Origin of the sequence: Enterobacter sp. A8 (assembly GCF_004296595.1) — a bacterium.
Classification (GTDB): Bacteria; Pseudomonadota; Gammaproteobacteria; order Enterobacterales; family Enterobacteriaceae; genus Enterobacter; species Enterobacter cloacae.
Genome location: NZ_SCMF01000004.1, coordinates 220230 through 238936, shown reverse-complemented (window position 1 = coordinate 238936; position 18707 = coordinate 220230). Strand labels below are relative to the sequence as shown.

20 protein-coding genes are annotated in these 18707 nt (G+C 57.1%); 16 read left to right on the top strand and 4 right to left on the bottom strand.

Annotated elements, in window-relative coordinates; genetic code table 11:
- Position 1: 1 nt before the first annotated feature.
- From hpaD to yjiA, 12 genes are all read left to right on the top strand, one after another.
- On the top strand, positions 2 to 853 hold the full coding sequence (hpaD, locus tag EQV24_RS16800) for a 3,4-dihydroxyphenylacetate 2,3-dioxygenase (RefSeq protein WP_029882183.1): 852 nt from the start codon (positions 2 to 4) through the stop codon (positions 851 to 853).
- A 9-nt stretch (positions 854 to 862) separates the two neighbouring features.
- A complete protein-coding gene (locus EQV24_RS16795; protein WP_108453468.1) occupies positions 863 to 1243 on the top strand; it encodes a 5-carboxymethyl-2-hydroxymuconate Delta-isomerase in 381 nt (126 codons plus the stop codon).
- A 122-nt stretch (positions 1244 to 1365) separates the two neighbouring features.
- Entirely contained in the window at positions 1366 to 2169 is an 804-nt protein-coding gene (hpaH, locus tag EQV24_RS16790; protein ID WP_130626862.1) for a 2-oxo-hept-4-ene-1,7-dioate hydratase, read from the top strand.
- Positions 2170 to 2178: 9 nt separating this feature from the next.
- Positions 2179 to 2976: a 4-hydroxy-2-oxoheptanedioate aldolase gene (gene hpaI, locus EQV24_RS16785; protein WP_061771701.1), complete on the top strand. Its 798-nt coding sequence runs from the start codon at positions 2179 to 2181 to the stop codon at positions 2974 to 2976.
- A 21-nt stretch (positions 2977 to 2997) separates the two neighbouring features.
- Positions 2998 to 4344, top strand: coding sequence for a 4-hydroxyphenylacetate permease (hpaX, locus tag EQV24_RS16780; RefSeq protein WP_130626861.1), 1347 nt, complete (start codon positions 2998 to 3000; stop codon positions 4342 to 4344).
- 9 nt (positions 4345 to 4353) lie between these two features.
- Positions 4354 to 5244 (top strand): 4-hydroxyphenylacetate catabolism regulatory protein HpaA, encoded by an 891-nt coding sequence (gene hpaA / locus EQV24_RS16775; RefSeq protein ID WP_045295466.1) that lies wholly within the window; start codon positions 4354 to 4356, stop codon positions 5242 to 5244.
- Positions 5245 to 5462: 218 nt separating this feature from the next.
- A complete protein-coding gene (hpaB, locus tag EQV24_RS16770; protein ID WP_013095447.1) occupies positions 5463 to 7025 on the top strand; it encodes a 4-hydroxyphenylacetate 3-monooxygenase, oxygenase component in 1563 nt (520 codons plus the stop codon).
- A 17-nt stretch (positions 7026 to 7042) separates the two neighbouring features.
- Entirely contained in the window at positions 7043 to 7555 is a 513-nt protein-coding gene (locus tag EQV24_RS16765) for a 4-hydroxyphenylacetate 3-monooxygenase reductase subunit (protein ID WP_020688846.1), read from the top strand.
- A gap of 178 nt (positions 7556 to 7733) precedes the next feature.
- Entirely contained in the window at positions 7734 to 8636 is a 903-nt protein-coding gene (locus EQV24_RS16760) for a WYL domain-containing protein (protein ID WP_020688847.1), read from the top strand.
- A 205-nt stretch (positions 8637 to 8841) separates the two neighbouring features.
- Positions 8842 to 10995, top strand: a complete 2154-nt coding sequence (locus tag EQV24_RS16755) for a carbon starvation CstA family protein (RefSeq protein WP_029882188.1) — start codon at positions 8842 to 8844, stop codon at positions 10993 to 10995.
- 114 nt (positions 10996 to 11109) lie between these two features.
- The gene (locus EQV24_RS16750; RefSeq protein WP_003856610.1) at positions 11110 to 11313 is read left to right on the top strand and encodes a YbdD/YjiX family protein; all 204 of its coding nucleotides are present in this window, start codon (positions 11110 to 11112) and stop codon (positions 11311 to 11313) included.
- 10 nt (positions 11314 to 11323) lie between these two features.
- Positions 11324 to 12277, top strand: coding sequence for a GTPase (gene yjiA, locus EQV24_RS16745; protein ID WP_130626860.1), 954 nt, complete (start codon positions 11324 to 11326; stop codon positions 12275 to 12277).
- A 52-nt stretch (positions 12278 to 12329) separates the two neighbouring features.
- On the opposite strand, the gene EQV24_RS16740 is transcribed toward yjiA, so the two are convergent.
- Positions 12330 to 13688, bottom strand: coding sequence for an esterase-like activity of phytase family protein (locus tag EQV24_RS16740; RefSeq protein WP_130626859.1), 1359 nt, complete (start codon positions 13686 to 13688; stop codon positions 12330 to 12332).
- Between the two features lie 402 nt (positions 13689 to 14090).
- On the opposite strand from EQV24_RS16740, the gene EQV24_RS16735 reads away from it, so the two are divergent.
- Positions 14091 to 14636, top strand: a complete 546-nt coding sequence (locus EQV24_RS16735; protein ID WP_013095440.1) for a YfaZ family outer membrane protein — start codon at positions 14091 to 14093, stop codon at positions 14634 to 14636.
- Positions 14636 to 14956, top strand: coding sequence for a hypothetical protein (locus tag EQV24_RS16730; RefSeq protein ID WP_013095439.1), 321 nt, complete (start codon positions 14636 to 14638; stop codon positions 14954 to 14956). The genes EQV24_RS16735 and EQV24_RS16730 overlap by 1 nt, the downstream gene beginning before the upstream one ends.
- A gap of 41 nt (positions 14957 to 14997) precedes the next feature.
- Here EQV24_RS16730 and EQV24_RS16725 read toward each other — a convergent pair whose 3' ends face one another.
- A complete protein-coding gene (locus tag EQV24_RS16725; protein WP_058682778.1) occupies positions 14998 to 16368 on the bottom strand; it encodes an NAD-dependent succinate-semialdehyde dehydrogenase in 1371 nt (456 codons plus the stop codon).
- A gap of 137 nt (positions 16369 to 16505) precedes the next feature.
- On the opposite strand from EQV24_RS16725, the gene EQV24_RS16720 reads away from it, so the two are divergent.
- Both EQV24_RS16720 and EQV24_RS16715 read left to right on the top strand, forming a co-directional pair.
- On the top strand, positions 16506 to 17249 hold the full coding sequence (locus EQV24_RS16720; protein WP_130626858.1) for an AraC family transcriptional regulator: 744 nt from the start codon (positions 16506 to 16508) through the stop codon (positions 17247 to 17249).
- A gap of 48 nt (positions 17250 to 17297) precedes the next feature.
- Positions 17298 to 17936 carry a LysE family translocator gene (locus tag EQV24_RS16715; RefSeq protein ID WP_038418626.1) on the top strand — a complete coding sequence of 213 codons (639 nt, stop codon included), beginning with the start codon at positions 17298 to 17300 and terminating at the stop codon, positions 17934 to 17936.
- 30 nt (positions 17937 to 17966) lie between these two features.
- Here EQV24_RS16715 and EQV24_RS16710 read toward each other — a convergent pair whose 3' ends face one another.
- The gene (locus EQV24_RS16710) at positions 17967 to 18269 is read right to left on the bottom strand and encodes a BrnA antitoxin family protein (protein ID WP_023620649.1); all 303 of its coding nucleotides are present in this window, start codon (positions 18267 to 18269) and stop codon (positions 17967 to 17969) included.
- Positions 18256 to 18543, bottom strand: coding sequence for a BrnT family toxin (locus EQV24_RS16705; RefSeq protein WP_023620650.1), 288 nt, complete (start codon positions 18541 to 18543; stop codon positions 18256 to 18258). Before EQV24_RS16705 ends, EQV24_RS16710 begins: the two co-directional genes overlap by 14 nt.
- Positions 18544 to 18707 lie beyond the last annotated feature (164 nt).

The window sequence follows — 18707 nt, the reverse complement described above, 5'->3', positions numbered from 1 at the left end:
AATGGGAAAGTTAGCGTTAGCGGCAAAAATCACGCACGTACCGTCAATGTATCTCTCTGAGCTGCCGGGTAAAAACCACGGCTGCCGTCAGGGGGCCATCGACGGGCACAAAGAGATCGGCAAGCGCTGCCGCGAGCTGGGCGTCGACACCATCATCGTCTTCGACACCCACTGGCTGGTGAACAGCGCCTATCACATCAACTGTGCGGACCATTTTTCAGGCGTCTACACCAGTAACGAGCTGCCGCACTTTATCCGCGACATGACCTACGACTACGACGGCAACCCGGAGCTCGGGCAGCTGATCGCCGACGAGGCGGTCAAGCTTGGCGTGCGCGCCAAAGCGCATAACATCCCGAGCCTGAAGCTGGAGTACGGCACGCTGGTGCCGATGCGCTACATGAACGCGGATAAGCACTTCAAAGTGGTCTCCATCTCGGCGTTCTGCACGGTTCACGACTTCGCCGACAGCCGCAGGCTGGGCGAGGCCATCGTCAGCGCCATCGAAAAGTATGACGGCACCGTGGCGGTGCTCGCCAGCGGCTCACTGTCGCACCGCTTTATCGACGACCAGCGTGCGGAAGAAGGGATGAACAGCTACACCCGCGAGTTCGACCGCCAGATGGACGAACGGGTGGTGAAGCTATGGCGCGAAGGCCAGTTCAAAGAGTTCTGCAGCATGCTGCCGGAGTACGCCGATTACTGCTACGGCGAGGGCAACATGCACGACACGGTGATGCTGCTGGGTATGCTCGGCTGGGACAAATACGACGGCAAGGTTGAATTCCTCACCGAGCTGTTCGCCAGCTCCGGTACCGGCCAGGTTAACGCCGTTTTCCCGCTGCCCGCGTAAGGAGCCACCATGCCGCATTTTATCGCTGAATGTACCGACAACATCCGCGAGCAGGCCGACCTGCCGGGGCTGTTCGCCAAAGTGAACGAGGCGCTGGCCGCCACCGGTATTTTCCCCATCGGCGGTATCCGCAGCCGTGCCCACTGGCTGGATACCTGGCAGATGGCGGACGGCAAGCAGGATTACGCCTTTGTGCATATGACGCTGAAGATTGGCTCCGGACGCAGCCTGGAGAGCCGCGAGGCCGTGGGGGAGATGCTGTTTGCGCTGATCAAAGCGCATTTTGCCAACCTCATGGCGAGCCGCTATCTGGCGCTGTCGTTTGAGCTCGACGAACTGCACCCGACGCTCAATTACAAACAAAACAACGTACACGCGTTGTTTACGTAATACCGTCCCCTCTCCCTTTGGGAGAGGGTTAGGGTGAGGGGAAATCTCTGCGGCCCGATGCCCTCACCCCGTCCCTTTCCCACTGGGAGAGGGAGAAAACAAACATAAAACAGGATATCGCCATGCTCGACAAACACACCCATACCCTGATCGCCCACCGCCTGCATCAGGCGGAGCAGTCCCGGGAGCAGATCCGCGCGATCTCGCTGGAGTACCCGGAGATCACGATTGAAGACGCCTACGCCGTCCAGCGCGAATGGGTGAACCTGAAAATCGCCGAAGGCCGCGTGCTGAAAGGCCACAAGATCGGCCTCACCTCAAAAGCGATGCAGGCCAGCTCGCAGATCAGCGAGCCGGACTACGGTGCGCTGCTGGACGATATGTTCTTCCACGACGGCAGCGACATCCCCGTCGATCGCTTTATCGTCCCGCGCATTGAGGTGGAGCTAGCCTTCGTGCTGGCAAAACCGCTGCGCGGACCGAACTGCACGATCTTCGACGTCTACAACGCCACAGATTACGTGATCCCCGCGCTGGAGCTGATCGATGCCCGCTGCCACAACATTGACCCGGAAACCCAGCGCCCGCGCAAGGTGTTCGACACCATCTCCGATAACGCCGCCAACGCGGGCGTGATCCTCGGCGGCCGTCCGATTAAGCCCGACGAGCTGGATCTGCGCTGGATCTCCGCCCTGCTCTATCGCAACGGCGTGATCGAAGAGACCGGCGTCGCCGCGGGCGTGCTCAACCACCCGGCTAACGGCGTGGCGTGGCTGGCTAACAAGCTTGCGCGGTACGACGTGCAGCTTGAGCCAGGGCAGATCATCCTCGGCGGTTCGTTTACCCGTCCGGTCGCGGCCAGCAAAGGCGATACCTTCCACGTGGACTACGGCAACATCGGCTCCATCAGCTGCCGCTTTGTCTAGGAGATAACCATGCAAAACGCATTCAAAACGGCGCTGAAAGCCGGAAAGCCGCAGATTGGTTTATGGCTGGGGCTGACCAGCAGCTACAGCGCCGAACTGCTGGCGGGGGCTGGTTTCGACTGGCTGCTGATTGACGGCGAGCACGCACCGAACACCGTGCAGACCGTCTTAACCCAGCTGCAGGCCATCGCCCCTTATCCGAGCCAGCCGGTGGTACGCCCGTCGTGGAACGATCCGGTGCAGATCAAACAGCTGCTGGATGTGGGCGCGCAAACCCTGCTGGTACCGATGGTACAAAACGCCGAAGAAGCCCGTCTGGCGGTCCGTTCCACGCGCTATCCGCCTGCGGGTATTCGCGGCGTGGGCAGCGCCCTGGCGCGGGCCTCGCGCTGGAACCGCATCCCGGACTACCTGCACCAGGCCAACGACGCCATGTGCGTGCTGGTGCAAATCGAAACCCGCGAGGCGCTAAAAAACCTGCCGCAGATCCTGGATGTGGACGGCGTCGACGGGGTGTTTATCGGCCCGGCGGATCTGAGCGCCGACATGGGCTTTGCCGGTAATCCTCAGCACCCGGAAGTGCAGGCGGCCATTGAACAGGCGATCGCGCAGATCCTGAGCGCCGGCAAAGCGCCCGGCATCCTGATGGCCAACGAGCAGCTGGCAAAACGCTATCTCGAACTCGGTGCGTTGTTTGTCGCCGTCGGCGTCGACACCACCCTGCTCGCCCGCAGCGCCGAAGCGCTGGCGGCACGTTTTATCGATCACCCGGTTACGTCAGTTAATAACAATAAATCCGTCTACTAAACGTAAGATCTGGAGCGCACCATGACGACCTCTACCCTGCAAGATAATAAAGCTGTTGAACATCGCGTTATAAATAAGCTGTTCCGTCGTTTGATCGTGTTTCTCTTTATCCTGTTTGTCTTCTCGTTTCTCGATCGCATCAACATCGGCTTTGCCGGGCTGACGATGGGCAAAGATCTGGGCCTCACCTCCACGATGTTTGGCCTGGCCGCGACGCTCTTTTACGTCACCTACGTGCTGTGCGGGATCCCGAGCAACATCATGCTGGCGAAGATCGGCGCCCGGCGCTGGATCGCCGGGATCATGGTGGTGTGGGGGATCGCGTCCACCTGCACCATGTTCGCCACCAGCCCGGAAACGCTCTATGTGCTGCGCATGCTGGTGGGCATTGCCGAGGCTGGCTTCCTGCCGGGGATTTTGGTCTATCTCACCTGGTGGTTCCCGGCCTATCACCGCGCCCGCGCCAACGCACTGTTTATGATTGCCATGCCGGTAACCATGATGCTCGGCTCTATTCTTTCCGGCTACATCCTGGCGATGGACGGGCTGTGGAATCTGAAAGGCTGGCAGTGGCTGTTCCTGCTGGAAGGGTTGCCGTCGGTGGTGCTCGGCGTGGTGACCTGGTTCTACCTTAACGACACCCCGGATCAGGCCAGCTGGCTGGATGATGAAGAAAAGCAAACGCTGAAAACCATGATCGCCCGTGAGCAAGAGCTGGCGGTGGCGCATGCCGCCACGCCGCGTTCAACGCTGCGTGAAGTCCTGACCCCGGCGGTACTGCTCTATACGCTGGCCTATTTCTGCCTGACGAACACGCTGAGTGCGATCAACATCTGGACGCCGCAGATCCTGCAAAGCTTCAACACCGGCAGCAGCAACATTGTGATCGGCCTGCTGGCGGCGATCCCGCAGTTTTGCACCATCCTCGGCATGATCTGGTGGAGCCGTCGCTCTGACAGGCTGAAAGAGCGAAAAAAGCACACCATCCTGCCGTATCTCTTCGCGGCGGCGGGATGGATGCTGGCCTCGGCCACCGATCACAGCCTGATCCAGCTGCTTGGCATCATCATGGCCTCAACCGGATCGTTTACCGCCATGGCGATATTCTGGACCACGCCGGATCAGGTTATTAGCCTGCAGTCCCGTGCGGTGGCGCTGGCGGTGATCAACGCTATCGGCAACGTCGGATCCGCCGTCAGCCCGCTGCTGATCGGCACTCTGCGTGATGCCACCGGCAGCTTCAGCTCCGGGCTGTGGTTCGTCGCCGGGCTGCTGGTGGTGGGCGCGCTGGTGCTGACGCGGATCCCAATGACCCGCCAGGAAAGCCTCGGGCGCGATCCGGGGATGGCGGCACAGAAGATCCACTGAGGAGGAGCTATGTGCCAGAGCCCCGTCGCCAATATCGATATCAGCAAAGAGTACGACGAAAGTCTGGGCACCGACGATGTGCACTATCAGTCGTTCGCCCGCATGGCGGCCTTTTTTGGCCGCGACATGCAGGCGCATCGTCACGACCAGTATTTTCAGATGCACTTTCTTGATACCGGGCAGATAGAACTCCAGCTCGACGATCATCGCTACTCGGTGCAGGCTCCGCTGTTCGTCATTACCCCGCCGTCGGTGCCACACGCGTTTATCACCGAATCCGACAGCGATGGCCACGTTCTGACGGTACGCGAGGATCTCATCTGGCCGCTGCTGGAGGTGCTCTACCCCGGCACACGAGAAGCGTTTGGCCTGCCGGGGATCTGCCTGTCGCTGGCCGATAAGCCCGACGAGCTGGCGGCGCTCAGGCACTACTGGCAGCTGATTGCCAGGGAATCCACCGGGCAACTTCCTGGGCGCGAGCATACCCTGGTGCTGCTCGCGCAGGCGGTCTTTACCCTGCTGCTGCGTAACGCCAGGCTCGACGACCACGCTTCAGGCGGCATGCGCGGTGAGTTAAAACTGTTCCAGCGCTTTACCCAGTTGATTGACACCCACTATCATCAGCACTGGACGGTGCCGGACTACGCCTGTGAACTCCACCTGACCGAATCCCGCCTGACCGATATCTGCCGCCGCTTCGCCAACCGTCCGCCGAAGCGGCTGATCTTCGACCGCCAGCTGCGCGAAGCCAGACGGCTGTTGCTCTTTTCCGACAGTACGGTCAGCGAGATTGCGTGGCAGTTGGGCTTTAAGGATCCGGCCTATTTTGCCCGCTTTTTCAATCGCCTGACGGGTTGCTCGCCCAGCGCGTATCGGGCGCAGAAAGTACCGGTGTCGTAATCCCCCGGTGGCGCTACGCTTACCGGGGCTACGGTCCGTAGGGCGGGTAAGCGTAGCGCCACCCGCCTAAAAGCCGCACAGATCACAAAACCACATCTCACCCGAAAAGTACCTGCCGTTGTCCCAATCGTCCCTTCACGTTCCGCCCCTCTCACGCTTCAATTAAACAACAAAAACAAAACATAAATTTAACAAACCAATTCCGATACGAGGTCCCTATGAAGCCTGAAGAGTTCCGCGCTGATACCAAACGCCCGTTAACCGGCGAAGAGTATTTAAAAAGCCTGCAGGATGGCCGCGAGATTTATATCTACGGCGAGCGCGTTAAAGACGTCACCACCCATCCGGCGTTTCGCAATGCGGCGGCCTCCATCGCGCAGATGTACGACGCGCTGCACAAACCGGACATGCAGGACACGCTGTGCTGGGGCACCGACACCGGCAGCGGCGGTTACACCCATAAGTTCTTCCGCGTGGCGAAAAGCGCCGACGACCTGCGTCAGCAGCGAGACGCCATCGCCGAGTGGTCTCGCCTGAGCTACGGTTGGATGGGTCGCACGCCGGACTACAAAGCCGCGTTCGGCTGCGCGCTTGGCGCGAACCCGGCCTTCTACGGCCAGTTCGAGCAAAATGCCCGTAACTGGTATACCCGCATTCAGGAAACCGGCCTGTACTTTAACCACGCTATCGTCAACCCGCCTATCGACCGCCACAAACCGGCGGACGAGGTGAAAGACGTCTATATCAAGCTGGAAAAAGAGACCGACGCCGGGATCATCGTCAGCGGTGCCAAAGTGGTTGCCACCAACTCGGCGCTGACCCACTACAACATGATCGGCTTTGGCTCCGCGCAGGTGATGGGCGAAAACCCGGACTTTGCGCTGATGTTCGTCGCGCCAATGGACGCCGAAGGGGTGAAGCTGATCTCCCGCGCCTCCTACGAGATGGTGGCTGGCGCTACCGGCTCGCCGTACGACTACCCGCTCTCCAGCCGTTTTGATGAGAACGACGCGATCCTGGTGATGGATAATGTACTGATCCCATGGGAAAACGTGCTGATCTACCGCGATTTCGACCGCTGCCGTCGCTGGACTATGGAAGGCGGTTTTGCCCGCATGTACCCGCTGCAGGCCTGCGTGCGTCTGGCGGTGAAGCTCGACTTCATCACCGCCCTGCTGAAAAAATCGCTGGAGTGTACCGGCACCCTGGAGTTCCGCGGCGTGCAGGCAGATCTCGGCGAAGTGGTCGCCTGGCGCAATATGTTCTGGGCGCTGAGCGACTCCATGTGTTCCGAAGCCACGCCGTGGGTGAACGGTGCGTACCTGCCGGATCACGCGGCGCTGCAAACCTATCGCGTGATGGCGCCAATGGCCTACGCGAAGATTAAAAACATCATCGAACGCAACGTCACTAGCGGGCTGATCTACCTGCCATCCAGCGCACGGGATCTGAACAACCCGCAGATCGATCAGTATCTGGCGAAGTACGTGCGCGGCTCCAACGGCATGGATCACGTCGAACGCATCAAGATTTTGAAGCTGATGTGGGATGCCATCGGCAGCGAATTTGGCGGCCGTCACGAGCTGTATGAGATCAACTACTCCGGCAGCCAGGACGAAATTCGCCTGCAGTGTCTGCGCCAGGCGCAAAGCTCCGGCAACATGGACAAAATGATGGCGATGGTCGACCGCTGCATGTCTGAGTACGACCAACACGGCTGGACGGTGCCACACCTGCACAACAACAGCGATATCAACATGCTGGACAAGCTGCTGAAATAACGCAGCGGGAGGTTTCAATGCATTCAGATGAACAACGCCTGCGTTTTCGCGACGCCATGGCCAGCCTGTCGGCCGCGGTGAATGTCATCACCACGGCGGGCGATGCCGGACGCTGCGGGATCACCGCCACTGCCGTCTGCTCGGTAACGGATTCCCCGCCGTCGATTATGGTCTGTATCAACGCCAACAGCGCCATGAACCCGGTGTTTCAGGGCAACGGCAAACTGTGCGTGAATGTGCTCAACCACGAGCAGGAGATCATGGCTCGCCACTTCGCCGGTATGACCGGGATGGCCATGGAGGAGCGCTTTACCCTCTCCTGCTGGCAGAAAGGTCCGCTGGCGCAACCGGTGCTGAAAGGGGCGCTGGCAAGCCTGGAAGGCGAGATAAGTCAGGTGCAAACCATCGGCACGCATCTGGTTTATCTTGTTGAAATTAAAAATATCATCCTCAGTGAAGAGGGCCACGGCCTGATCTATTTCAAACGCCGTTTCCACCCGGTAATGATGGAGCCGGAAGCAGCCGTGTGATCCCCTCTCGCGCTGGCCCTCCTGAGGCCAGCGCGCCTTTCTGCAAAAATTCCTAAGGTTTCCGCTAAATCACGCCGTTATATAGCCATAAGAGAAATTTTCTGTGCCTGAATACTGACACGCTGTGTCAGTGCTATCCGCATCATTCAGCGCATACCCTAATATACAGGAAGACCTTATGGCTAAAACGACGCGGAGCCGCTCGGCTGAACGTCTGGTCGATATTCTCCTTGAGCTACATTTAAACGGTGTGATAAACCGCAGCGCGCTGATGGAGAAATTTAATATTACCGAGCGTACCGTCTACCGGGATTTAAATGCGCTCTCCCCGATTGTGGAACATACCGGAAACGGGCTATATCGGCTGATCCATTCCGCGCAATCGCCCGGCGGACAAGGATTACACCATACCCTTGCTAACTTCCTGAATGCTGATAGCTTTTTCCCCGAAAGAAACGCGGAGTTTTGGGAGAAACTCGAAAACCGCGTTGACGAAAATCATATTCTTATTCTCGCCAACGAGGCGGAGCACACGGCGGAACGTGATATTCGTCGCCATTTATCCAACATTGAAAAATCGATTAAAAACTGTAATGTTTGCCAGATCGTTTATAAAGGCAAAACCCGGCTGATTAACCCCTATAAACTCATTAACAAAAAAAATATATGGTATTTACAAGCTACCGAAAATAGCCGGTTAAAATCCTTCTCATTGAGTCAGATTCGCTGGCTTGATATTCAGAAACGCACCTTTACGCCGGACGAAAATGTGATCGGGCTGTTGGAAAAAAACCTCGATCCGTGGGTATCGGAAGATACTTTCGAGGTGAAAATATTTATTAAGGATAATATTTCACACTACTTCCTGCGCCGCGATCTCCTCCCGGCACAAGAGCTGCTGGAGGAGCAACACGACGGCGTGACGCTGCGCTGTCAGGCAGCACATGAAAACCAGATCCTGCCGCTGCTGTTCTACTGGTTACCCAACATTCAGATCCTGGAGCCAGCCTGGCTTAAGGAAAAGCTGGTTAAAACGCTGGAAGGCTACCTGGCGGGGAGCGCAGCCACGGTAACCGGGTGATCTGTATCACATTATTTCTCCCGCTGGCGGCGAGCCTGAACCACTCGCCGCCCCCTTTGACCGCTCACCAGGCACTTTCAACCACTCACCCATTTTCTCCCCTTTACGCGCGCAAGCTTCTGGCACGATCGCTCCAGCATTACTCAATACCTCCTCACAACGAACCCTGACCCTTTTTTCTTTACATAAAAAACCAGGTCTTACTATGGATACTAAAAAACTACTGAAGCACGTGCCCTGGGCCTTACTCGGGATCCTCGGCGCTTTCTGTCTGGCGGTTGTCGCATTACGCCGGGGCGAACACGTAAGCGCCCTGTGGATCGTGGTCGCGTCGGTTTCCGTCTACCTTGTGGCTTATCGCTACTACAGCTTATACATCGCGCAGAAGGTCATGAAACTCGACCCGACGCGTGCCACCCCGGCGGTCATTAACAATGACGGCCTGAACTACGTGCCAACCAACCGCTATGTGCTGTTTGGTCACCACTTTGCCGCCATTGCAGGCGCTGGCCCGCTGGTCGGCCCGGTACTGGCCGCGCAGATGGGCTACCTGCCGGGTACCCTGTGGCTGCTCGCTGGTGTAGTGCTGGCGGGTGCAGTGCAGGACTTTATGGTGCTGTTTATCTCCTCGCGCCGTAACGGTTCGTCGCTGGGTGAGATGATCAAAGAAGAGATGGGCCGCGTGCCGGGTACCATCGCCCTCTTCGGCTGCTTCCTGATTATGATCATCATCCTCGCGGTGCTGGCATTAATCGTGGTGAAAGCGCTGGCTGAAAGTCCGTGGGGCGTCTTTACCGTCTGCTCTACCGTGCCGATTGCGCTGTTCATGGGGATCTACATGCGCTTCCTGCGCCCTGGCCGTGTCGGCGAGGTGTCGGTCATTGGTATCGTGCTGCTGGTTGCCTCTATCTACTTCGGCGGTGTGATTGCGCACGACCCGTACTGGGGTCCGGCGCTGACCTTCAAAGACACCACCATCACCTTTGCCCTGATTGGTTACGCGTTTATCTCTGCCCTTCTGCCGGTATGGCTGATTCTGGCTCCGCGTGACTATCTGGCGACCTTCCTGAAAATCGGCGTCATCGTCGGGCTGGCGATCGGTATTGTGATCATCAACCCTGAACTGAAAATGCCGGCGGTGACCCAGTACATTGACGGTACCGGTCCGCTGTGGAAAGGCGCCCTGTTCCCGTTCCTGTTTATCACCATCGCCTGTGGTGCCGTTTCTGGCTTCCACGCGCTGATCTCCTCCGGCACCACGCCGAAGCTGATGGCCAACGAAACCGACGCGCGTTTCATCGGTTACGGTGCCATGCTGATGGAATCCTTCGTGGCGATCATGGCGCTGGTGGCTGCGTCTATCATCGAACCGGGTCTTTACTTCGCGATGAACACCCCGCCGGCAGGCCTGGGCATCACCATGCCAAACCTGCATGAGATGGGCGGTGACAACGCGGCGCTGATTATGGCGCAGTTGAAGGACGCCAGCGCCCACGCGGCGGCGACCGTCAGCTCCTGGGGCTTTGTGATTTCGCCTGAGCAGATCATGCAGACCGCGAAAGACATCGGCGAACCGTCCGTGCTGAACCGCGCCGGTGGCGCACCGACGCTGGCGGTAGGTATTGCACACGTGTTCCACAAAGTGCTGCCATGGGCGGACATGGGCTTCTGGTACCACTTCGGTATTCTGTTCGAAGCGCTGTTCATCCTCACCGCGCTGGACGCCGGTACCCGTGCAGGCCGCTTTATGCTGCAGGATCTGTTGGGTAACTTCGTGCCGTTCCTGAAGAAAACCGACTCGCTGGTGGCGGGTGTGCTGGGTACTGCGGGCTGCGTTGGCCTGTGGGGTTACCTGCTGTACCAGGGCGTTGTTGACCCACTCGGCGGCGTGAAGAGCCTGTGGCCGCTGTTCGGTATCTCTAACCAGATGCTGGCAGCCGTTGCCCTGGTGCTCGGCACCGTGGTACTGGTGAAGATGAAACGCACCAAATACATCTGGGTCACCGTGGTGCCTGCGCTGTGGCTGCTGCTCTGCACCACCTGGGCGCTGGGTCTGAAACTGTTCAGCAGCAACCCGCAGCTGGAAGGCTTCTTCTACATGGCTAACCAGTACAAAGCGAAAATTGCCGCCGGTGGCGCGGATCTCACCGCCCAGCAGATTGCCAACATGAACCATATCGTGGTGAACAACTACACCAACGCGGGTCTGAGCATTCTGTTCCTGGTGGTGGTGTACAGCATTATCTTCTACGGCATCAAAACCTGGATGAAAGTGCGTAACGCTGAAGGTCGTACGGACAAAGAGACCCCGTACGTGCCGGTACCGGAAGGCGGCGTGAAGACCTCTTCGCACCATTAATCTACTAATACCCCTCACCCCAGCCCTCTCCCCATAGGGGAGAGGGTGTAAAAGTTCCCTCTCCCCTATGGGGAGAGGGTTAGGGTGAGGGGCTTTTCCTGTCTGGAATCCACAATGTTTGGTAACTTAGGCGAAGCAAAAAAATACCTCGGTCAGGCAGCGAAAATGCTGATTGGCATTCCGGACTATGACAACTACGTTGAGCATATGAAAACCAACCACCCGGATAAGCCCTACATGACCTACACTGAATTCTTCCGCGAGCGTCAGGAAGCGCGCTACGGCGGAAGTGGAGAAGGCGGCGTCCGCTGCTGCTAAAGGAGAGACCATGACCCCGATTGCCGTCACCCTGTTGACCGGTTTCCTCGGCGCCGGTAAAACCACCCTGCTGCGCCACATTCTCAACGCACAGCACGGTTTCAAAATCGCCGTGATCGAAAACGAGTTCGGCGAAGTCTCCGTTGACGACCAGCTGATTGGCGATCGCGCCACGCAGATCAAAACCCTGACCAACGGCTGCATCTGCTGTACCCGCTCTAACGAACTGGAAGATGCCCTGCTGGACCTGCTCGACAGCCGCGATCGTGGGGACATCCACTTCGACCGCCTGGTGATTGAATGCACCGGCATGGCCGACCCCGGCCCGATTATTCAGACCTTTTTCTCGCATGACATCCTTTGCCAGCGCTACCTGCTGGACGGCGTGATTGCCCTGGTCGACGCGGTTCACGCCGACGATCAGATGAACCAGTTCACCATCGCCCAGTCTCAGGTGGGCTACGCCGACCGCATCCTGCTGACCAAAACCGACGTGGCGGGCGAGAGCGTTAAACTGCGCGAGCGCCTGGCACGCATCAACGCCCGCGCGCCGGTATACACCGTGACGCACGGCGATATCGACCTGTCTCAGCTGTTCAACACCAACGGTTTTATGCTGGAAGAGCATGTCACCTCAAAACCGCGTTTTCACTTTATGGCGGATAAGCAGAACGACGTAGCGTCGATTGTGGTGGAGCTGGATTACCCGGTAGACATCAGCGAGGTCTCCTGCGTGATGGAGAACCTGCTGCTGTCGTTTGCGGATAAGCTGCTGCGCTACAAAGGCATGCTGTGGATCGACGGCGAACCAAACCGCCTGCTGTTCCAGGGCGTACAGCGGCTGTACAGCGCGGACTGGGACAGACCCTGGGGCGACGAGACACCGCGCAGCGTGATGGTGTTTATTGGCATCCAGCTGCCGGAAGAGGAAATTCGGGCGGCATTTGCGGGGCTGAAGAGATAACCGCCCAGCATCCCCTCTCCCGGTGGGAGAGGGTTAGGGTGAGGGGTAAACCTTATTTCACCGCCTCCGGCAGCGTCACAATCCACAACTCACTGTCAGACGCCGGTTTCTCCAGCGGCTTCACGCTGAGGGTCGTTTCAACCGGCTTATCATCCAGCGTCAGCTTTCCTTCCGCGTTCACCCGATAATCCTTGAGCTTCTTGCCCTCGACCGGATGTTGCATCGCCACCTTCACGCCAAAGTCGTTATCGTTCGCCACCGCCAGCGTTTTGCTGTCGATCAGCGCCAGCCCTTCAGCCTTTTCCTGCTGCCAGCCCAGGGCGCGCAGATCAACAACCTGCGTTTTCTGCGCAAGGGTAATGCCGCGCTGTGCCAGGGTTTTCTCATCATCAAACTCCGGATATTCGCCCGGCTTGTCGAAACCTGACAAATCGCTCACCTTACTGAGATCGACCTTGTAAATCAGGTTACGCATTCCGTCGTTTTTATCACTTCCCTGTTCGATCAGCAGGATGTGCTGGTTATCGAGCGCCACGATGTCGCCGATTTTAGCGTCGCTTTTTTTGCTGTAGGCCGCGCTGTCGATGGGATAACCGTACATCGCGGTTTTCCCGCTTGCCGGGTCAAAGCTCACCAGACGCGTAAACAGCGCCTTTTTCTTGCTCTTACCGTCGATATCCAGCGTACTTTGCACGGCGGCAATAATACGCCCGTCCGGCATACGGGTGAGGCCTTCAAAGCCGCGGTTCGCCTGACGCCATTTGAGGATATTTGGCAAACCGCCCGCAATTGCTTTTTCCCCTTCCGCCGCCTGCGGACCGTGGATCGCCAGGATTTTCCCTTTACTGTCGATGTTAATCAGGAACGGGCCATACTCATCGCACAGCCAGTAACCGCCTTTACCGTCCGGGGTGATCCCTTCCGTATCCAGCCCGCGATTATCCCCCTTCAGCCTCTTTAACGTGTCGCTGAAGGCCACTTCATTGGTGGATCCAATCACGTCGCTTTCCAGCGGCAGACCGTTGATCGCGCCTTTATCGTCATGGAGAGGACGGGCATCAATGGCCTCCGCTTTGCCGTTTTGTACACGAATCGTCATCAGCAGCGGCGCGAAATCTGGCGTAACGAAAATTTTGGCTTCGTTTTTACCCACTTTCGGTGAATCCGCGTTCGGACCGCGATCGGTAATGGTGGCGAAGGTCAGGGCATCGCCCTGTTTCCCGGTGAACAGCAGGCCAGAACCAATCCCAACCGGAAGCCCGTTCGGGAATGCACTGGCAAACGCGCCGGTGTAGTTCACGTGTGTGCCTTCTGGAAAACTGACGACATAGCGCTCAGCCGTAGGCTGCGCCGCGAGGGCAGAGAAAGAGAGCACACAACCGATTAGCACAGGAATAATTTTTCTTTTCATATTGTTAGCTTCCATAAAGTGAAGCTCACACCGTAAAGAAGAAACGTGTCAGGAAAATGACATCGAATGGCAACATTGCGCGGGCCGGAGCGCCAAAGAAATGTAAAGCTCTGTTGTTATCTGTAACAGCGGAAACATTTCTGGAAATTATTAGAAACCCAATTAATTCGCTGCGAACCACTCTTTCTGCTCTCGTTCAGATTATGTTTAGCTAAAAAAATAAACACTTTCTAAACGCCAAATCATTACCCGTTGACGACCTCTCAACCCAACACTCTCGCAACACCACCAAATTAAAAAATTAACAAAACCAGCATAAAACGGCGACTTTCATCACATTTGCAGTCATTAACATCGCTTGTTAAGGTGCGCCCAGATTAAATTGATGACGAGGCATATGAGATGAAAAAACTGAATATCCTTCTGCTGACTGCGTTGACTGCTGTATCGGGTTCTGCACTGGCTCTGGGTGGCAGCGTTGAGCAGGGTAAAAACTTCACCAACCTCAATCTTGAGATGGGTAAATCCTCATCCGGTCTGTATGTGGAAAGCAACTGGCTGAAAAACACCGATGACGGTACGCAGACCGGCGGTGTGGGTGCAGGTTATAACCTGGGTCTTGGCCCGGTCATGCTGAACGCGGGTGCAAAAGCTATCTATATCGGCCCGAAAAAAGGCGATAACGGCGTGGCGTTCCCGATCGGTGGCGGCGTAAACGTTGCCCTGACCGACAGCATTCATCTGTATGGTGAAGGCTACGTGGCACCAGAAGGGATGAACAACAGCGTGAAAAACTACGTTGAAGCCAACGGCGGCGTAAGCTGGACGCCAGTTACACCTGTGACCCTGAAAGTGGGTTACCGCCACGTGAGCGTTGATGGTAAAGACGGTCGTCCAGGCCACACCCTGATTGACGGTGCGTATGTTGGCGGTGGAGTCACCTTCTGATGAAACACCGCATTACCGCGCTTTGCGTTCTGAGCCTCACGCTTCTGCTCACCGGCTGCGTCCAGTACAAATGGGTGAAACCGGGCGTCAGCGACGCTGAAATGAACAAAAAGCTCACGGAATGTGAAGCGCAGGCGCTGATTGATCTGCCCCCGGATAACGTCGTAACCGGTTCGGACTCGGAAAAAACGGATCTGAAGAACAAGAAAAAGGATATTTCCACGAGCTACACGGTTGAAGACGCCAATGAGGATCGCAGGGCGACCCTCGTAGACAGCTGCATGTTCAAAAGCGGCTGGGATAAAATTGAAGTGCAATAATCTCTAAAAAACCTGCCTACTGGCAGGTTTTTTATTGCCGCTTACTTACGCACCACCACCAGCTTCTGGTTCACAAACTCTTTGATCCCCAGATCCGACAGCTCGCGTCCGTAACCGGAGCGTTTCACGCCGCCAAACGGCAGCTCCGGTGCGGTATCGGTGAGCCAGTTGATATACACCATGCCGGTATCAATCCGTGACGCCATTTTCTTCGCGCGTTCAATATCCTGACTGAACACCGCACCGCCCAGTCCGTAGTGAGAGTCGTTCGCCAGGGCGACCGCCTCGTCATCGTTTTTCACCACATATATCTGCGCCACCGGGCCGAAGAACTCCTCGAAGTACGCCGGGTTGTCGCGGGAGATATTCGTCAGGATCGTCGGCTCAAAGAAGCTCCCGTCGCGCTGCACCGGTTTACCACCATAGTGTAACGTCGCGCCCTTTTTCACCGCCTCGTTGACCTGTTTTGTCAGCGTTTCGAGCGCATCTTGAGACGACAGTGGTCCAAGCGTGGTGCTTTCATCCAGCGGGTCGCCAATTTTCACCTGCTTAAAGGCGTCGGTGAATTTGCTCAGGAAGGCATCGGCAATTTTCTCATGCAGGATAAAGCGCTTCGCTGCGGTACAGACCTGACCGGCGTTGTTAAGTCGCGCGTTCACGCCTGTCTTCACCGCTTTATCAAGATCCGCATCGTCCAGCACCACGAAAACGTCGTTACCGCCCAGCTCAAGGGTGGATTTCTTGATGTGCTTCGCCGCCTGCGCGGCCACCACGCTGCCCGCTTTCTCAGAGCCGGTTAGGGCGGCCCCCTGTACGCGGTCGTCAGCGATGATGTTCGCCACCTGCTCAGACGAGATAAAGAGATTGGTCCATGCCCCTTCCGGCGCCCCTGCCTCACGCACCAGATGAGCAAAGGTTTCGGCACAGTGCGGCACGATGCTGGCATGTTTAGCCAGCACCGGGTTACCCGCCGCCAGGTTAGGTGCCAGAACACGCATCAGCTGATAATACGGGAAATTCCACGGTTCCACGGCCATCAGCACGCCGATGGGGTGATGCTCCACCCACGCTTCTCCGAGTTCAGACGGGTACTTCACCGGGGCCAGGAACTGCTTCGCGTTATCGGCATAGTAGCGGGCGATTTGCGCGCACAGCTTCACCTCACCGCGGCTTTGTTCGATGAGCTTACCCATCTCCTGACTGGCAATTTTAGCCAGCTCCTCGGTGCGTTCGTCGATCAGGTCAGCAAGCTTATGCAGCACCGGCAGGCGCTGTTCAATGTCGCCTTTCGCCCACTGCGAATGGTAAAGGGCGTCGGCCGCTTTCAGCGCCGCTTCGATATCCGCGTCGGTATGAGAGGGATATTCTTTGATGAGCTGGTTGGTGGCAGGATTTACTGTCTGATAAGCCATATCGAATCTCCATGTTTTACCGCTTAGGGTAGTAAGGGTAGACAACATGACGGGTGATGGACGTAAAGTTGGGTATATCCGGAAGGTTCTTAGTAAGGCCAGGGCATGGTATAAAAATGTTCCTGACAGGAGCGCCTATGACCCATACCCGACACATCCGCCAGACCTTTAACCGCCTTCCGGGCCTTGAGCTGCGCAGCACGTGGCAGAGTACCGTGGCGTATAAACGTCATTGTCACCCTCAACTCTCGATTGGCGCGATAGTGGAAGGCCAGACCTGCTGCCGGTGCAATGACACGCAGTACATCCTCCACCCCGGCGATCTCATCGTGATCCCGGCGCATGTGCCGCACAGCTGCAACCCCGTTGCGGGCCAGCCCCGCAGCTATCACATGCTCTATATCGACACGGATTATCCCCTGGCAGAACAGGTCATACGCGACAGCACGTTGTTTGCTCTTTACCAGAACGTTGTTGAGAACATGTCGGCTAATTCCCTGAACATGCTGATTTCTGCCCTTCCGCGCTGCGCCAGCCGCACGGGTGAATTACGCTCAACCAGCCAGCACATTCAGCAGGCGTTTCTTGCCGATTTAACCAGCCCGCCGTCACTCGACGACCTTGCCCACCGCTTCTCGCTGCGCAAAGAGACGCTGATCCGCACCTTCAGGCAGGACACTGGCCTGACGCCGGGCAGCTTTCTCAACATCTCCCGCGTGGAATACGCCAAAGCGCGGCTCCGCGCCGGGGATGATATTGCCGATGTCGGCTACCAGAGCGGGTTTGCCGATCAGAGCCATTTTCATAAGACCTTTGTGAGCTATACCGCCGCCACGCCGCGCCAGTACGCCACGGGCCGATCAATATTGGACAATAAATAGCGTTTGCATCGCCGTAGTCTGACCTCGGTTTTTTACACAGAGGTTGCTATGGAACTGTTATTCCCTTCCGCTTTTCTCGCTCTGGCGCTGGCGCATTTTGTCGCCCTGTTAAGCCCGGGCCCGGATTTCTTCCTGCTGGTGGGCTACGCGGCGCGCTACCGGGTCCGCGGCAGCGCCGGGCTGTGCCTCGGCATCGCCGCGGGCAACGGGTTGTATATCCTGCTGGTGATTATCGGCTGGAGCGCGCTGCGCCAGTTTACGTGGCTGTTTACCCTTATCGAGCTTTGCGGGGCGCTGTATCTGCTGTGGATCGGCTCGCATCTGGTGCGCAGCCGCCCGCAAGCGCTGGCGCTGAATGAAACCCACCAGCGCTTCCCCTCACTGCGTAAACAGATCCTGCTGGGGCTCGGCTCGGCGTTATTAAATCCAAAGAACGCCCTGTTCTATCTGGCGCTGATGACGGCGCTACTGGGGCCAAACGTCACGCTGCTTCAGCAGGCGACCTGCGGCGTCTGGATGGTGATGGTAGTGCTGGTGTGGGATCTGGCGCTGGTATCACTGATGGGGCTGCCCGCGGTGCAACAGAGGCTCAGCCGTTCGCTGTGGCTAATTGAGCGGGCGGCGGGGGTTGTACTAATGGGGTTTGGCGGGTGGGTACTGTGGCGACTGCTGGAGCTGATAAGCTGAAATAAGGGGCAGCCCAACGCTGCCCGTGGTCTATTTTTTGTTTTGATCGCGCAGCATCGCTTCACGCAATATGGCGTTTAGCCGCGTCTGGTAACCCTTTCCAGGCCGTTTCAGCCACTCCATCACGTCGGCGTCAATGCGTACAGATGCCTGCGTTTTAAGTGGCCGATAGAACTTCCCTCGCACCGCCCCGGACCACTGTTTATCGTCCGTGGCAGGAATATCGCTGTAATCGATTTCTGCTTCTGGTTTTTCAGCTAATGCTTTTAGCTCAGCGTCACGACGAGCGCTAACCTCAGGCGAACTACCTCGTTTATGTTTAACGATGCTCATAACGGTTCCTCTCTTTACGGTCCGCCTTACGTGCGCTAATGATACGAATAATTTCGCCTCCGCTTTCGAAACGTACCGTATGTGCGACCAGGATAACAATGACGCCTTGCACAAGGCCGATGGTTTGCCAGCGAAACTCACCGTTCTCATAGCGATCCTGAACAGACAAATGATAAGGATCGTCGAAAACCAGAACCGCATCCTCAAAGCGTATGCCATGTTTTTGCTGGTTACTTTTCGCCTTATCGCTATCCCACTCATACTCCGTTGGCATAGTGTACCCTTCCCTGATTGTATATACAAAAAAGCATATACAAACTGCGCAAGGATTAAACCCATTAAGCAAAAGCGGTGTTTAATTTCGGAATGCAGATTCCAGAAGCGAAGATGGTGTAACGCTCCCGTCTTTGCACTTTCCCCCCGTCTCCCTCTATCCTT

Bases quoted from the DNA above. Each gene is read 5' to 3' on its own strand.
- hpaD (WP_029882183.1), top strand. From the start codon at position 2: ATGGGAAAGTTAGCGTTAGCGGCAAAAATCACGCACGTACCGTCAATG.
- EQV24_RS16795 (WP_108453468.1), top strand. From the start codon at position 863: ATGCCGCATTTTATCGCTGAATGTACCGACAACATCCGCGAGCAGGCC.
- hpaH (WP_130626862.1), top strand. From the start codon at position 1,366: ATGCTCGACAAACACACCCATACCCTGATCGCCCACCGCCTGCATCAG.
- hpaI (WP_061771701.1), top strand. From the start codon at position 2,179: ATGCAAAACGCATTCAAAACGGCGCTGAAAGCCGGAAAGCCGCAGATT.
- hpaX (WP_130626861.1), top strand. From the start codon at position 2,998: ATGACGACCTCTACCCTGCAAGATAATAAAGCTGTTGAACATCGCGTT.
- hpaA (WP_045295466.1), top strand. From the start codon at position 4,354: ATGTGCCAGAGCCCCGTCGCCAATATCGATATCAGCAAAGAGTACGAC.
- hpaB (WP_013095447.1), top strand. From the start codon at position 5,463: ATGAAGCCTGAAGAGTTCCGCGCTGATACCAAACGCCCGTTAACCGGC.
- EQV24_RS16765 (WP_020688846.1), top strand. From the start codon at position 7,043: ATGCATTCAGATGAACAACGCCTGCGTTTTCGCGACGCCATGGCCAGC.
- EQV24_RS16760 (WP_020688847.1), top strand. From the start codon at position 7,734: ATGGCTAAAACGACGCGGAGCCGCTCGGCTGAACGTCTGGTCGATATT.
- EQV24_RS16755 (WP_029882188.1), top strand. From the start codon at position 8,842: ATGGATACTAAAAAACTACTGAAGCACGTGCCCTGGGCCTTACTCGGG.
- EQV24_RS16750 (WP_003856610.1), top strand. From the start codon at position 11,110: ATGTTTGGTAACTTAGGCGAAGCAAAAAAATACCTCGGTCAGGCAGCG.
- yjiA (WP_130626860.1), top strand. From the start codon at position 11,324: ATGACCCCGATTGCCGTCACCCTGTTGACCGGTTTCCTCGGCGCCGGT.
- EQV24_RS16740 (WP_130626859.1), bottom strand. From the start codon at position 13,688: ATGAAAAGAAAAATTATTCCTGTGCTAATCGGTTGTGTGCTCTCTTTC.
- EQV24_RS16735 (WP_013095440.1), top strand. From the start codon at position 14,091: ATGAAAAAACTGAATATCCTTCTGCTGACTGCGTTGACTGCTGTATCG.
- EQV24_RS16730 (WP_013095439.1), top strand. From the start codon at position 14,636: ATGAAACACCGCATTACCGCGCTTTGCGTTCTGAGCCTCACGCTTCTG.
- EQV24_RS16725 (WP_058682778.1), bottom strand. From the start codon at position 16,368: ATGGCTTATCAGACAGTAAATCCTGCCACCAACCAGCTCATCAAAGAA.
- EQV24_RS16720 (WP_130626858.1), top strand. From the start codon at position 16,506: ATGACCCATACCCGACACATCCGCCAGACCTTTAACCGCCTTCCGGGC.
- EQV24_RS16715 (WP_038418626.1), top strand. From the start codon at position 17,298: ATGGAACTGTTATTCCCTTCCGCTTTTCTCGCTCTGGCGCTGGCGCAT.
- EQV24_RS16710 (WP_023620649.1), bottom strand. From the start codon at position 18,269: ATGAGCATCGTTAAACATAAACGAGGTAGTTCGCCTGAGGTTAGCGCT.
- EQV24_RS16705 (WP_023620650.1), bottom strand. From the start codon at position 18,543: ATGCCAACGGAGTATGAGTGGGATAGCGATAAGGCGAAAAGTAACCAG.